The 13,550-nt window shown below is 59.4% G+C and carries 12 protein-coding genes and 1 tRNA gene; 8 read left to right on the top strand and 5 right to left on the bottom strand.

Translation table 11 applies throughout. The features are described from left to right. Window positions 1–59: 59 nt before the first annotated feature. A complete protein-coding gene (hisF, locus tag JF290_RS00310) occupies window positions 60–821 on the top strand; it encodes an imidazole glycerol phosphate synthase subunit HisF (RefSeq protein WP_199022721.1) in 762 nt (253 codons plus the stop codon). Further along, on the top strand, window positions 818–1,135 hold the full coding sequence (locus JF290_RS00305; RefSeq protein ID WP_199022720.1) for a phosphoribosyl-ATP diphosphatase: 318 nt from the start codon (window positions 818–820) through the stop codon (window positions 1,133–1,135). The genes hisF and JF290_RS00305 overlap by 4 nt, the downstream gene beginning before the upstream one ends. Window positions 1,136–1,219: 84 nt before the next feature. On the opposite strand, the gene JF290_RS00300 is transcribed toward JF290_RS00305, so the two are convergent. The 4 genes from JF290_RS00300 to rlmB form a co-directional block, all read right to left on the bottom strand. Beyond that, window positions 1,220–1,690, bottom strand: a complete 471-nt coding sequence (locus JF290_RS00300; RefSeq protein WP_199022719.1) for a CoA-binding protein — start codon at window positions 1,688–1,690, stop codon at window positions 1,220–1,222. Between the two features lie 185 nt (window positions 1,691–1,875). Continuing rightward, window positions 1,876–2,415: a YHS domain-containing (seleno)protein gene (locus JF290_RS00295; protein WP_233155073.1), complete on the bottom strand. Its 540-nt coding sequence runs from the start codon at window positions 2,413–2,415 to the stop codon at window positions 1,876–1,878. 44 nt (window positions 2,416–2,459) lie between these two features. Continuing rightward, window positions 2,460–2,774: a hypothetical protein gene (locus JF290_RS00290; RefSeq protein WP_199022718.1), complete on the bottom strand. Its 315-nt coding sequence runs from the start codon at window positions 2,772–2,774 to the stop codon at window positions 2,460–2,462. A gap of 75 nt (window positions 2,775–2,849) precedes the next feature. After that, window positions 2,850–3,632 carry a 23S rRNA (guanosine(2251)-2'-O)-methyltransferase RlmB gene (rlmB, locus tag JF290_RS00285; protein ID WP_199022717.1) on the bottom strand — a complete coding sequence of 261 codons (783 nt, stop codon included), beginning with the start codon at window positions 3,630–3,632 and terminating at the stop codon, window positions 2,850–2,852. 122 nt (window positions 3,633–3,754) lie between these two features. Here rlmB and JF290_RS00280 point away from each other — a divergent pair. After that, window positions 3,755–3,838 (top strand) — tRNA-Tyr (locus tag JF290_RS00280). Between the two features lie 677 nt (window positions 3,839–4,515). Here the strand turns inward: JF290_RS00280 and JF290_RS00275 are convergent. After that, window positions 4,516–5,277, bottom strand: a complete 762-nt coding sequence (locus JF290_RS00275) for a helix-turn-helix transcriptional regulator (protein WP_199022716.1) — start codon at window positions 5,275–5,277, stop codon at window positions 4,516–4,518. Between the two features lie 644 nt (window positions 5,278–5,921). Here JF290_RS00275 and JF290_RS00270 point away from each other — a divergent pair. From JF290_RS00270 to JF290_RS00250, 5 genes are all read left to right on the top strand, one after another. Further along, entirely contained in the window at window positions 5,922–6,953 is a 1,032-nt protein-coding gene (locus tag JF290_RS00270; RefSeq protein WP_199022715.1) for a helix-turn-helix transcriptional regulator, read from the top strand. Further along, entirely contained in the window at window positions 6,950–7,417 is a 468-nt protein-coding gene (locus JF290_RS00265) for a hypothetical protein (RefSeq protein ID WP_199022714.1), read from the top strand. The genes JF290_RS00270 and JF290_RS00265 overlap by 4 nt, the downstream gene beginning before the upstream one ends. A 70-nt stretch (window positions 7,418–7,487) precedes the next feature. Further along, on the top strand, window positions 7,488–9,239 hold the full coding sequence (locus JF290_RS00260; RefSeq protein WP_199022713.1) for a type I secretion system permease/ATPase: 1,752 nt from the start codon (window positions 7,488–7,490) through the stop codon (window positions 9,237–9,239). Then, the gene (locus JF290_RS00255; RefSeq protein WP_199022712.1) at window positions 9,236–10,612 is read left to right on the top strand and encodes an HlyD family type I secretion periplasmic adaptor subunit; all 1,377 of its coding nucleotides are present in this window, start codon (window positions 9,236–9,238) and stop codon (window positions 10,610–10,612) included. The genes JF290_RS00260 and JF290_RS00255 overlap by 4 nt, the downstream gene beginning before the upstream one ends. Window positions 10,613–10,878: 266 nt before the next feature. Further along, window positions 10,879–13,419, top strand: a complete 2,541-nt coding sequence (locus tag JF290_RS00250; RefSeq protein WP_199022711.1) for a calcium-binding protein — start codon at window positions 10,879–10,881, stop codon at window positions 13,417–13,419. The last annotated feature ends 131 nt before the right edge of the window (window positions 13,420–13,550 follow it).

Genomic DNA, 13,550 nt, shown 5'->3' with positions numbered 1-13,550 from the left:
GTCACATCTCTGGTATCGGCACGGTTTTGCCATTAGGAGGTGGGCGGAAAGGATCCGCCATGCTCAAGACCCGCATCATCCCCTGCCTCGACGTGGCCGATGGCCGCGTGGTCAAGGGCGTCAATTTCGTCGACCTGGTCGATGCCGGCGATCCCGTCGAAAGCGCCAAGGCCTATGACGAGGCCGGTGCCGATGAGCTCTGTTTCCTCGACATCCATGCCACCCACGAGAACCGCGGCACCATGTTCGACGTGGTGCAGCGCACCGCCGAGCAATGCTATATTCCACTCACCGTCGGCGGCGGTGTGCGCAGCCGCGAAGACGTGCGCGACCTGCTGCTGGCCGGCGCCGACAAGGTCAGCTTCAACTCGGCCGCCGTCGCCCGCCCCGACGTGGTGGCCGAAGCCGCCGACCAGTTCGGCAGCCAGTGCATCGTCGTGGCCATCGATGCCAAGACCGTCAGCCCTGGGAAGTGGGAGATCTTCACCCACGGAGGCCGCAAGCCAACCGGCATCGACGCGGTCGAGTTCGCCCGCCTCGTGACCGAAAGGGGTGCGGGCGAGATTCTTCTGACCAGCATGGACCGCGACGGCACCCGCGCCGGCTTCAACCTGCCACTCACCCGCGCGATCTCCGATGCAGTGGACGTACCGGTGATCGCCAGCGGAGGTGTCGGCACGCTCGATCACCTGGTCGAAGGCGTGACCCTGGGCGGCGCCAGTGCCGTGCTCGCCGCCTCGATCTTCCATTTCGGCGATTTCACCATCCGCGAGGCCAAGGCGCACATGGCCGCCGCAGGCATTCCGATGAGGCTCACATGACCACGCTCGAAACGCTCGCCGCCACCATCATGGCAAGGAAGTCCGCTGATCCCGACAGCAGCTGGACAGCGCAACTGCTCGCCAAGGGCCCCGAGAAATGTGCCGAGAAATTCGGTGAAGAAGCGATCGAGGCCATCATTGCGGCGGCGCAGAACGACCGCGACGCCCTCACCCGCGAAGCCGCGGACGTAGTTTATCACCTCCTCGTCATGCTCGCCGCACGCGACGTGACGCTCGCTGATGTTCTTGAAGAATTGCAACGCCGCGACGGCACCAGCGGCCTCGCCGAAAAGGCGGCGCGCCCGCCCGCCTGAGCCTGACCGAGTGTTTCTTGCTTCGAACCATTTTGAGAGATGATACCGCTGCACCCCCTCAGGGGTTGACCGCCTACGCGTCTTTCAGAGCTTCGAAGAGATGATCCCGGTCGCGAAGCCCCCCATTCGCAACTCGCCGAACAGACGTTGATACTCGATCTTCGGGCAGCGGTTCTGGATCACCGTTACACCACGGGCCTCGGCCATTGCCGCGGCCTCCGCGTGCTGAACCCCGATCTGCATCCAGATCGTCCGCAGGTCCGGAAGCCGCTCCAGCGCCTCCTCGACGATCGGCGGGACCGCCTCCGAGCGGCGAAAGATGTCGACCATGTCCACCGGCTCTTCGATCGCCGACAGCGACTCGACGACCTTGCGCCCGAACAGGATCTCCCCCGCGTGCAGCGGATTGACCGGGATCACGGTGAAGCCCTTGAGCCCGAGATAACGCGCGACGTAATAGCTGGGTCGGACCGGATTCATCGACACCCCGACCACGGCGATCACCTTGGTTCTCTTCAGTACCGTTTTCAGAAGGTCGTCGGAATACAGTGTCATATCGCCACCCTAGCCCGCGCCGGAAAAAGAAAAAAGCGCCCACGGCAAGAACCGTGAGCGCAAAGTACGGAACGAGGGACAGTAAAATGAACCACGAAGTTCCGGTTCGTGGACACCATTCAGATAAGATCGAATGCGATGTTGAAAAGACCGGCTCGCAATTCCGTGATTGCTGGTGCTGCCGTTCACTCGTTAATCAGGACAGCAGGCCAGGCCGCGTCGGCAGCCCTGATGTTTTCGGGAAGTTCGTTCTCCCAAAGCACCCGGACAGTCCGGTCGCGGATCAGATAGAGCTTGCCGTCACGCAACTCCCAAACTGTCGGGTCGGCCTTGACGGTCTTGCCGCGTGAAACGCCGTAGGCGCAATAGCCACCATATTGCGGCGCATAGGCCCAGGGATTCGCCTCGAACCGCTCCCGGTTGGAGCGCGAGGCAAATTGCCAAACTGCGCCTTTCCACATCACCGAGTGGGCCGGCGACCCCAACCGGGGGGCACCCTCCGTGAAATAGCTGACTGCGTCGACCCCACCGAGCGCGATCCCGCCGCTGGACTGGAACATCGGCGCATCCGCCCGCACCGTTTGGGCAAGCCCCACACCAAGTGCGAGGACCGAAAGAACGATCACACGATGCAGGAACGCGATGAGGTGAGTCTTGGCCATGCGGGGAAGAATGGCGCTTTGGTGGCGACTTGAAAACCACTCATACGTCTTTGTGAAATCCACGCTTCCCGCCCGTGAACGGTGCTTCAATCCCGCCGGTCCCGGAGTCAGTCGAAGATATCCTCGATCACGTCGAACGCCTCTTCGAAGATCTTCGCGACAAGACCCTTTCGGCGCTTGCGCGGTTTGTTTTTTTTCGGTTTCACCGGCCTGTCCGAATAGGCCGCCTGCATCGGGCGTGCGGGCTTGGGACGTGGCCGCAACTCCCGCTCTCCGACCGTATCGCTACGCAGCATCTTGAGGTGATGCAATGGCGCCCCGCAGGCCGAGCAGGCCAGTTCATGCCGCACCGAACCTTTCAACACCAGAGCGGCCCGGGTTCCGCAATAGCAACATGTGGCGATCTTGGTTCCGTGGGGCATTTCATTTCCGGTTTCAAAATGATTCTGCCGTCTGATATCGGGTCGCAAGATCCAATTTGCAACCGACCGGCAGCCTCAGTTCGACCGATCCGCCCGCGACGCATAAAGCGCCACGGCCGCCGCGTTGGATACGTTGAGCGATCCGAAGGCCCCCGCAGCAGGTATCCTGACCAGCATGTCCACGGTTTCGCGCGTCTTCTGGCGCAGGCCGGGGCCTTCGGCGCCAAGCACCAGCGCCACCGGCCGATCGAACCGCCCGGCGAGACTGCTCTCAATGGTCTCACGCGCCTCTCCGTCTAGGCCGAGTACGATGTAGCCCATGCCTTGCAAGGCGACGATCGTATCCGAAAGATTGCGCACCCTCAGGTAGGGCTGACGTTCGAGCGCTCCGCTCGCCGTCTTCGCCAGCGCCCCGGTTTCGGGTGCGGAATGGTGCCGTGTTCCGATCACCGCAGACGCGCCCAAAACCTCGGCGCTACGCAGGATTGCACCCACGTTGTGGGGGTCCGTCACCCGGTCCAGCATCACGACGCGCGGCGCCTCTTTCCCGATGCACACCTCCTCCAGACTCCCCCAGGACAGAGGTTTGACTTCCAGTACCGCGCCCTGGTGTACCGAGCCCGGATCAATCGGCGCGACGAACTTGCGCGCATCCACCACTTCGGGCTCGATCCCGGCTTCCGCGATCGCATCAGCCAGCTTCGCCTGGGCATTGAGCGTCGTGATCAGGCGCAATTTCTCGCGCCTAGGATTGAGCAGTGCGTCCCGCACCGCGTGCAAGCCGAACAGCCAGACGGTCTCAGCCGCCTCCGCCTTGCGGGCCTGCTCCTTCTCGACCACCCATTTGGGTTTTTTCATCGGTGAGACCCCCGCTCTGCTATCGATTGTGGGGACGCGACTTCCCCGGATTTTCCTGTTGACGCCCCAATGACCCGCTTGTAATCACGCCTTCGCGTCTGGCGCAATGCGCGCCGGACAGTGGGCGACAGGCCGCAAGGTGTGGCAGGGGACTGTAACTCCCTCGCGGAGACGCACGCCTGGTTCGATTCCAGGGTCGCCCACCATTCCGCGCTCGGGTCTATGGACCTATCGATTTAAGTCGAAAGGCAGCGTTCACAGCAAAAAACTCAGCGGCGAAAAGAACACGGTCATGATCGACGCGACAGATCTATGGGCGCACCGCACCGCGGCAACGAAAAAGACAAATAGAGGCCGCGGACGCCTGATTGCCCCGCCGAAAGCGGCTACGTACCACCGCTCGACACAGTATTTCTGAACTAGAAGGACCGATGGGGGTCAAATTACATGCCGTCTGCAACAGCCGTGCTGGCCCAATCAGTTTGTTCGTCGCCACGCGTCAGGTCGGTGGATACATCAGCGCGGAAGCGTTACTGAGCAGCCTGCCGCACGTTGAGTGGCTTCCGGCAGATCGCGGACATGACGCTAGTTGGTTCAGAAACGCCTTGTAAGACACGGCGTTGAACGCCTTCATCGCCGATCGAAAGAAGCGAAAACACCGTCAATCATGACAAGTGCCGATACACGCCTCACAACCGCGCCGAGATCATGTTCGGCAGATAGACGGACTGGCAACGCGTGGTCACATCCAATGATTTGGATTCGCAGGTGTACCGATCCGAAATCTCGCCCGCCGCAAGCGTCATCGAATGGCCATAAGACCTGATCTTTGCATCAAACTTCCACCTTTAGGTCAATTTATCCGGCAGCTGTTGTGATGCCCTCATTCGGATAGATTTTGCATAGCCCAGACAGCGGCTTGCGTTCGATTCTGAAGCCCTATTTTTCGAAGGCATCCCCTTAGATGAACTTTCACCGTGCTTTCCACTATGTCCAGGCATTTGGCGATGTCCTTGTTGGACTTGCCGTCGCGAACCAGGCGAAGGACTTCCTGTTCGCGCACCGAGAGCTTGACACGCGCGGTCTCGGCCATTGCGTGCTCGCCGCGATTTATTGACAATTCTCTCTGGATTGCCTTGTCGAAACTTGAACTCGCGACAGGCGAATGCGTCGACACGGTGATGTCGTTCGCCGGTCCAGATGGACCAGAACGTAGATTGTGGTCAGCCACAAGTCGGTCACCCATCGGCACCGGCCCTCGATCGGCCGGGTGAATGCGGAAGCCCTCCTGAACAACCATGAGACAGCTTGAGAGCGTTTTCAGGGACCGATCATCCGGAATCGCCGCATCGACGCAGGCGGCTATTTCGCAAATCATGCTACCCGGCAAGACCGAGGAAACCAGAGCTACAATGCTGGACTCGGGAAAGCGTGATTTGAACGCCGTGATACCAAGCGATGCAGGATCTGAATCGCTTGTGACGTAAAGCACGATATTCATCGGATGCTCTGAACCGTCTGCCGATTCACCCGGTATCTCTGACAGTGACGAGTAGAGATCAATGACAGCTATCCCCTCACCCATACAATGGGATGCGATCAATTCCCGATATAAATCCAATTTTGAAACAACAAAAATACCCATTGAAAAATGGTCAATGCAAAGCCTCGAAACAATAAATTACGTGAAACGTCCCAAGCGCGTTGCTTTCAAGACACTCCTCCCAAGACAACGATAACACGGAATTGTTATTGGCTACCTCAAAGGGTGAAAAAAACTTTAGGACATTGATTGGATTGCAAAAAAATTCATGTGAGCGGATTGCACTGCAACCAGCGCGAAAGCCAATCGAGATGCGAGCAAACCATAGATTGCAGAATCACTATGCTTGTATGAAAAAGCCGATTCGCCGCTATCCGAAGAGAATTCGGACATAACCAGTTGGCGCCAAAGGAAATGCCGGTACGGACTACCTAAAAGGTGTATTTGACCTTCAGGCTACTTACTTCGAAGGCAGAATGACCTACCCCTAAAGTCGCATCACCATATTCGAAAGTCTATAACCGATTGACTCGATATCTGGCAGTCATCGCTTTCTTGCAAGAGCAGCGTCGATATTTTTATTAACCTTTCGAAGCAGTACTATTTTTGAATATTGTGCACTAGTATGGTTAAAGCACTTCGGGAACATCGAATAAGAATATTGAATAGGAGCGAAAACGCCGTAGCCTTGGGCTAATATGATTTTTCTACGTACCTTTTTAAAGAAGCTTCCGGGGGGGACGTTTATGAGTACGATTGAAGGCCGCTATTTTTTCGCGGCAGAAATGATTTATAGTGGCTTGCTGTCTGACTTTCTTGCTTCCGTTGCGGATCGGGCGGTTGCGAGTATGGACTGCGATGGTGGTCGCCAAGTGTACACGTCAGAACCTTCTTGGGGCATCGCAGAAAACGCATGCTCGCGCCTTGGTCCGATAACGGAAGGGTCGCTGAATGTGACCGAGGTGGAGCTGGGTGCATCTGACCTATCCACGCTTTTAGAGTTCAGCGCGGAGTCAGCACATCCTGGAAGATGGCAAGCGTTCTGCTGCAGGTTTTCCAATGGCACCAAGGATATTCTGGCGCTCCATGATGTGTCGAACACCGGCGAGGCCATGGCTCTCTTAAAGGCGGTCTGGCCTGCGTTGCGCCGAACCTGTTCGGATGCGGGTTCCCATCGCGGGTCGGATCTCTCGGACGATGCGATGCTCTGGGTCATCAATCAGAAAGTGAATGCGGCCATCCTTGCGATCGATGAGCACAGCCGGGTTCTCAAAGCCAATGCAGCCGCCGAGGAAATCCTGTCCGAGGGGAGGTTGCTGCGTATCGGGCCAGCCGGACTTGTCTGCGCCAATCGCCAGGCAACACAGGCATTGCGGGCCGCCGTGCGAGAAAGCTTCGAATCCGGAAACACAGGCCAGCATGAGTTCGTCCTGCTGTTGCGAAGCAGGTCCGGGACAGCCCACATACCGGTGTCTCTGTCGACCTACGTTCAGGTGGAAACCGGGCAGAAGCTGATCCTTCTGATGCTGCCAAGGCCCCCCAATCTCGAGCGGATCGAAGGGCTGGCGCGTCGAATGGGACTGACGCCGTCTGAGGCGCGCGTCGCCGCCTTGATCCGCGAAGGTCATTCCAACAAGAAAGCCGCCGAAATCGCCGGTCTCAAGACTGAAACCTTCAATACTTATGCAAAGCGAGCCATGTCCAAGATGAACGTCAAGTGCCGCTCCGAAATGGCACAGATGCTCACCTGGCAAGCAACTCTGGAGCGCCCGTTATGAACGTGAACGTTTCAAACACCGAACCCACCTCCACTCCGCGACCCGCGACCCTGAGCGAGGCGGATATCGCATTGATGCACAAATCTCTCGGACAGGGCCTCTCGGGATTTGCGCGACAGGGCGATATCGTCGAGCTGCACAAGCGCATCGGCGAGAAATTTGAAAAACTGCCGCCTGAAATTTTTGCGCTGGGTCAGGATCACCGCGAGTCCGTTCTCGCACGGATCGACGCACTGGAGACGTCTCTGAACAGTCTCGAAGCGGCTCTGAGGATCGAACTACCGCCGCTGCTGACGCGGACCATCACCGAAACGACGCAACAGGCCGCTCCGCGGCGGCGCGGCGTCTTTCTGAAGTTTCTGCTTGTGCTGCTGTTCGCGGGTGGTGGGCTGATTTTGGGGGCGATCTATCACGCGCCGATTATGGAAATTTTGACCCGCCTACCTGGCTACCTGTCGTTCTGAGTTTTTCGGCACCGGGCCGAACCCGCGTAGTCTCTGGTTCGCCTCTGGCCGTTTGTTAGGGGAATATCCAATGAAAAGAAGACGCGTCTTCGACGGTCAGCGCAGTCTGATCATGGCAATCTTTGTTGCCAGTCTCTGCCTGAACCTGCTTGTCCTGACCGCGCCGCTTTACATGTTGCAGGTCTTCACCCGCGTCCTGTCCTCGGGCAGCTATTCGACGCTGCTGTTCCTGACCATAGGTGCCGGTATCGCCTTGCTGTTCTTCGCGCTGTTTGATGCGCTGCGCCAGCGTCTGGTGTCACGGCTGGGAAATCGGTTGGAGGCCGACCTCGGCCCCCTGATCCTTGGTGCAGTCGTGCGCGGTACCGGAGGTGTATCCGACACCCAGCCGGTGCGCGATCTGCATGAAGTGCGGGGTTTCGTGGTGTCGCCGTCTTTCACGGCCCTGCTGGATGCGCCTTGGTCCATTCTGTTCGTAACCTTGATCTACGTGTTCCACCCCTTGTTGGGCATTGTCGCAACCATCGGCTTGCTGATCTTGCTGGTGCTCGGGATCATCAGCGAACTGACCGGACGCGATCCGGCCAAGGCTGCCTCGGGAAGTGTGCGGGAGGCCAACACCCACGCCGACGAAATCCTGCGGAACTCCGAGATCGTCCGCGCCATGGGCAAGACCCCTACGTTGGTGCGGCGTTGGCAGAATCTGTCCTTTGCCTCGATCCTGTTCGGGACCCGTGCCAACGACCGGATCGCCACGATGACCTCGCTGGCCAAGACGGTCCGTATGATGCTGCAGATCGGCATCATGGGCACCGGTGTCGTTCTGGTTCTGCAGGGACAGCTCGGTCCGGGCATGATGATCGCCGCCTCCATCCTTCTGGCCCGCGCGGCGGCTCCGGTCGAACAATCCATCGCCGGCTGGCGGGCGCTTCTGTCGGCACGCCTGGCGCTGCACCGCCTGAACGACCTGCTTGCGCAGACCGAGGTCGAGGCCGACCGCATGGAACTGCCGGACCCCGAAGGCTTCCTGTCGGTCGAAAACGCCACGGTCGTCACCCCCAACCGTCAGGATCCGTTGGTCATGGATGTCAGTTTCAAATTGAAACCGGGTGACAGCCTCGGCCTGATCGGTCCGTCGGGCGCCGGAAAAACCACGTTGGCACGCGCACTCGTCGGACTGCAGCCGCTGACGCGCGGCTATGTGCGAATTGACGATGCAGCGCTGACCGACTGGCCCGCCGAGCAACTCGGGCGCAACGTGGGGTTCCTGCCGCAACGGGTCGACCTCTTTGCCGGAACGATTGCCGAGAACATCGCGCTGATGGATCCGGAAGCGAAACCGTCCGGGATTGTCGAGGCAGCAAAGCGCGCCAACGTGCACCACCTGATCTTGTCGATGCCCGGTGGTTACAATGCGCAAGTCGGACCGCAAGGCAACCTTCTGTCTGCTGGGCAGCGACAGCGCATCGGCCTGGCGCGGGCGTTTTTCGGCAATCCGAAACTGATCGTCCTCGATGAACCCAATGCCAATCTCGATCCAGAGGGTGAAGAGGCGCTGGCCGAAGGTATCCGCAGCGCGACGGATGCAGGCGCTGTTGTTGTCGTCATTACCCACCGGATGAGCCTGCTGAAGGCTGTCAACCACGCCGGATTGATGGAAAACGGACGGCTGGTGCGGTTTGGCAAATCGAGCATCATTCTGAACGACGAGGCCAAGCCGATGGCTGCACGGGTCAGCGATGCGAACGAAAAGCCGAATGTCTATGTTCTCAATCGCAAGGAAGAGTCTGCGGCCAAGAAACTTATGGAGACGGCGCAATGAGCGACGAACTGATCCCCCGGCGCACAACCGATCCGGCGCTTCCCGACAAACTGCCGCAAACCGAGGCCATAGTTGCCGCGCCACCGACGCGGATAGGGTTCCTGATCTTCCTCCTGATCCTCCTGTGCTCGGGCCTTTGGGGCGGGCTTGGAATCTGGGCGGCGACAGCGCCACTGCAGAGCGCGGTGATCGCGGTTGGCAGTTTCAAGGTCGATGGCAACCTGCCCGCGGTACAGCATCTGGAAGGCGGGCTGGTCCGGAAACTGCGCGTCGCCGATGGCGATCATGTACACAAGGGCCAGGTGCTCTTGGAACTGGAAACCGTGGTATCCACCGCTCAGGACAGGATCCTGATGAACGAACTGGTGAACAGCCTGGCGGTGGATGCCAGGCTGGAAGCGGAAATGCGCGATCACGAAGCCATGACGTACAGTCCGGAGCTGCAATTGCTGGTCGACAACTACGCACCCTTCGCAGAACTCGCGGAAACTCAACGCGATCTGTTTGTTACCAACACCGAGATGTGGAAGGGGCAAGCCGCCATTCTGCAGGAGCGTTGGAACGAACTTCAGCAACAGCTTCAGGGGCAGATTGCCCGGCGCGATGCGCTGCAGCAAAGGCTGGAGATCGTCCAGACCGATTTGCACGACCTGAAGGGGCTTCTCGACAAGGGTTTGGTCACAAAGACGCGCTATACCGCGCGGCGCGAGAACGAGGTCGCGCTGCTGGGCGACCTGAGCGTGGTCGACAGCCAGATCGAGGCCGTGCATCAACGGATTTCCGAAACCAGTGAACGTATCCTCCAGGTCCGCCGGGAACGGGCCATGCGAATTTCCGCGGAACGGCAGGCGATCAAACAAGGGATATTCGACATCCGCCAGCGACTGATCGCGAATGACGACGTGCGCGAGCGCGCTCTGGTCCGAGCTCCAGTCGCGGGTCGGGTGATCGGACTCAAGGTCAACTCGCCGGGAGAGGTCATTGGCGAAGGTCAGCGGCTTATGCAGATCGTGCCGAGCGATGCCGTGATCATTGCCGAGGGTCGGGTTCGGCCGGCCGATGTCGACCAGGTCAGCGAAGGCATGCAAGCCAGAGTCCGCCTGACGGCCTACAATTTCCGCACGACTCCGCCGGTCGATGGAACCGTCCGCTATGTGTCCGCGGATGCCTTGAGCGATGAAGAGACCGGGCAAGAATACTACCTTGCCAAGATCGAATTGTCCGACGAGGCGCTGGCCTCGCTGCCAGAGGTCGATGTACAGGCCGGAATGCCGGCTCAGATCATGATTGCGACCGGGGGACAAACGGTAGCGGACTATATCCTCGGTCCGGTGCTGTCTGGCGTCGAGACCGCGATGCGCGAAAGCGACTGACCCTTTTCAATCAGTCATGTTTCCAGCTGGCGGCGCAGGATGTCGCCGGCTTGGCATTCTCTCAATCATAGCAACGTTTTGCCCGTCGTCCGAATATCCTCTCGAAGGTGCCATTTGTCCCCGAATGGGGGCAGTTGGAAAGTGGGAATGATCGTTTACTCGCAGCTGAGCGCCGAATTGCGCTCGCTTCTCGCGGAGGCACACGAAACGGGAAGAGTGTGAAGGGATCGATTCATCGGTCCGCGTTTTTTGAAAAGGAGACAGTTATGGCTGACAATATTCAAACACCGTATGACTATTGGGGCGAATGCGATCCGAACAAACCATTCCCCGATCCGAAGGATCCGGTGCTTCAGCTGAAAGACGATGATGACATTGGCACGCTCTCATCGGATTTCGACGCGGATCACGTCGAAGCAGGCCGTGGTGACGATACCATTTTCGGCAACGAGAATTGGAACTACATCAACGGCGAACAGGGGCACGATAGTCTCTGGGGCCTCGATGGCGCCGACTACATCTACGGGGGGTCCGGAAACGATTATATCTACGGCTATGACGGCGACTTCGACTTCCTGCCCTTCAGCTTCAATGATGACGATTACCTGAACGGCGAAACCGGCGATGACTGTCTCTGGGGCGAATACGGCAACGACAGCATGATCGGCGGCTTCCAGTCCGACGTCATGTGGGGCGGCTCCGGCAACGACATCATGTCGGGTGACGACGCCACCATCGATACCGACAGCATCTTTGACGGAAACGACTGGATGGACGGTGAGTCCGGCAATGACTGCATGGACGGCGAAGGCGGCGACGATGTCATGTGGGGCGGCGAAGGCCTCGACCTCATGTACGGCGGCTCCGGCAACGACCGAATGGACGGCGAAACCGGGGAAGACAAGATGGCCGGTGGCCTGGGCCATGACCTGATGCTCGGCGGTGAAGAAGCCGACGAGATGTATGGCGACGTCCGCGTGGGCCTGGGGCCGAACCTGAACTACGGCACCGACACCACCAAGGATGGTGACGACTGCATGTATGGTGAAGGCGGCAACGACGAGATGGACGGTCAGGGCGGCAACGACACCATGTTCGGTGGCGATGACGACGACCTGATGTTCGGCGGCCGTGGCAAGGACCGCATGAGCGGTGGCGAAGGCAAGGACACCATGAACGGTGACCAGGGCCACGACGTCATGCGCGGCGGCGGCGATGCCGACATTCTCGATGGCGCTGCCGGCAAGGATATCCTGTTCGGCGACAACGGCAACATCACCGGGTTTACGTTCCCTCCGAACCATCCTGCCTATGACTGCGACGAAGACTGGACCTGCTCGCCGATGTCGTTCGGCCCGCAGTCCAGCAAGCACAACGGCGACATTCCGGAAGGCTTGGCACCGGAAGGCGACAGCGATTTCGAAAGCTGTGACATCATCACCGGTGGTGGCAACGACGACTGGATCTTCGGTGAAGGCGCCAGGGACCGTCTCTATGGCCAGGCGGGCGATGATTTCGTCTCCGGCGGCCAAGGCAACGACATCGTCAAAGGCAACCGTGGCGATGACTTCCTTGTCGGCGACCAGGGCAACGACAAGATCAAGGGCGGTGACGGCAACGACACAGCCTACGGCGGCACCGGCAACGACAAGGTCTTCGGCGATGATGGCAATGACACCCTGAAAGGCAACGACGGCGACGACAGCATGTATGGTGGGTCCGGTGATGACTGGATGGAAGGCAACAACGGGCGCGATTCCATGTTCGGCGGGTCCGAGAATGACACCATGCAGGGCAACGCCGACTCCGATACCATGTATGGTGAAGCCGGGGACGATATCATGTGGGGCGATACCGGTGGCCTCGCGGATCTGGATCAGAATGGCAGTTGTGAAAGCTACAGCCCGCGTCCTGAACTCCAGCGTCCCTATGACTGCGAAGACGGACCCGATGTCTCCGGACCCGCGGGTGAAGGTGCCGCAGACATCATGTTCGGTGGGTCCGGCAACGACATCATGCTGGGTCAGGACGGCAATGACTCCATGTATGGCGAAAGTGGCGACGATGTCCTGTTCGGCGGTGTCGGCGAGGACTATGTCGACGGCGGAGACAACGATGACGTGATCTTCGGAATGGAAGATGACGACACGTTGCTCGGCGGCAAAGGTCACGACTTCGTCAGCGGCGGTGAAGGCGACGACACCATCGATGGCGGCAACGGTGATGACTACATCCTCGGCGGTGCCGGTGATGATGACCTGACCGGTGGCGAAGGCAAGGATGTCTTCTTCTCCGATCTGACCCTGACCTATGACGGTGAAGACTACGCCTTCAGTTCCGGCGACGGCACCGACATCATCCGAGACTTCGACTTCAACGAAGATCAGGATGTGCTCGGCTTCCGTGTCACCGTGGATGAAAGCGCCGAAGGCACCCTGGGCGACACCGTCGCGCAGATCCGCACCAGGATCTTCGAACTGCTCGATGCCGCGGCGACCGTCACGGAGGGCGACGCCGGCGTCGGCACATCGGCAACTGACACCACGATCGAAATCGGCGGTCACACACTGATCCTGCAGGACATCAACTGGCAGGGCGTGACCGACGCAGACTTTGCGTTCACCGAGTTCAGCTCGCTGGGTCAGGATGCGAACATCCAGGGTGGTGTCGGCATCAATGCCACGGCAAACGGCCTGGATTCGGGTGGCTATACCGCCGTCGGCTCCTGGGATGTGGAAAACGACCTCTACTGCCCGCCGCTGCCGCAAGAAGAAGACTGGCTGTGCGATTCGGCAGTCCCGGTCTAATAGAAAAAGCTTGGCCGCCGAAACCCACTCATGTTTTTCGGCGGCTTGGCGTCCTGCTCCAACCGAAGGTGACCACACCCGTTGCGATGGGTCTGGAAGGGAGGATTGGAAGCAGGACGCCGCAACGATGC

The sequence above is a fragment of the Sedimentitalea arenosa genome, assembly GCF_016428585.1.
Taxonomy (GTDB): Bacteria; Pseudomonadota; Alphaproteobacteria; order Rhodobacterales; family Rhodobacteraceae; genus Sedimentitalea; species Sedimentitalea arenosa.
Note: the sequence above shows the minus strand (reverse complement) of the source record. Positions and strands in the feature narration are given on the sequence as shown.

Excerpts from the sequence above, each read along its gene's own strand:
- hisF (WP_199022721.1), top strand. The coding sequence starts at position 60 with ATGCTCAAGACCCGCATCATCCCCTGCCTCGACGTGGCCGATGGCCGC.
- JF290_RS00305 (WP_199022720.1), top strand. The coding sequence starts at position 818 with ATGACCACGCTCGAAACGCTCGCCGCCACCATCATGGCAAGGAAGTCC.
- JF290_RS00300 (WP_199022719.1), bottom strand. The coding sequence starts at position 1,690 with ATGACACTGTATTCCGACGACCTTCTGAAAACGGTACTGAAGAGAACC.
- JF290_RS00290 (WP_199022718.1), bottom strand. The coding sequence starts at position 2,774 with ATGCCCCACGGAACCAAGATCGCCACATGTTGCTATTGCGGAACCCGG.
- rlmB (WP_199022717.1), bottom strand. The coding sequence starts at position 3,632 with ATGAAAAAACCCAAATGGGTGGTCGAGAAGGAGCAGGCCCGCAAGGCG.
- JF290_RS00275 (WP_199022716.1), bottom strand. The coding sequence starts at position 5,277 with ATGGGTATTTTTGTTGTTTCAAAATTGGATTTATATCGGGAATTGATC.
- JF290_RS00270 (WP_199022715.1), top strand. The coding sequence starts at position 5,922 with ATGAGTACGATTGAAGGCCGCTATTTTTTCGCGGCAGAAATGATTTAT.
- JF290_RS00265 (WP_199022714.1), top strand. The coding sequence starts at position 6,950 with ATGAACGTGAACGTTTCAAACACCGAACCCACCTCCACTCCGCGACCC.
- JF290_RS00260 (WP_199022713.1), top strand. The coding sequence starts at position 7,488 with ATGAAAAGAAGACGCGTCTTCGACGGTCAGCGCAGTCTGATCATGGCA.
- JF290_RS00255 (WP_199022712.1), top strand. The coding sequence starts at position 9,236 with ATGAGCGACGAACTGATCCCCCGGCGCACAACCGATCCGGCGCTTCCC.
- JF290_RS00250 (WP_199022711.1), top strand. The coding sequence starts at position 10,879 with ATGGCTGACAATATTCAAACACCGTATGACTATTGGGGCGAATGCGAT.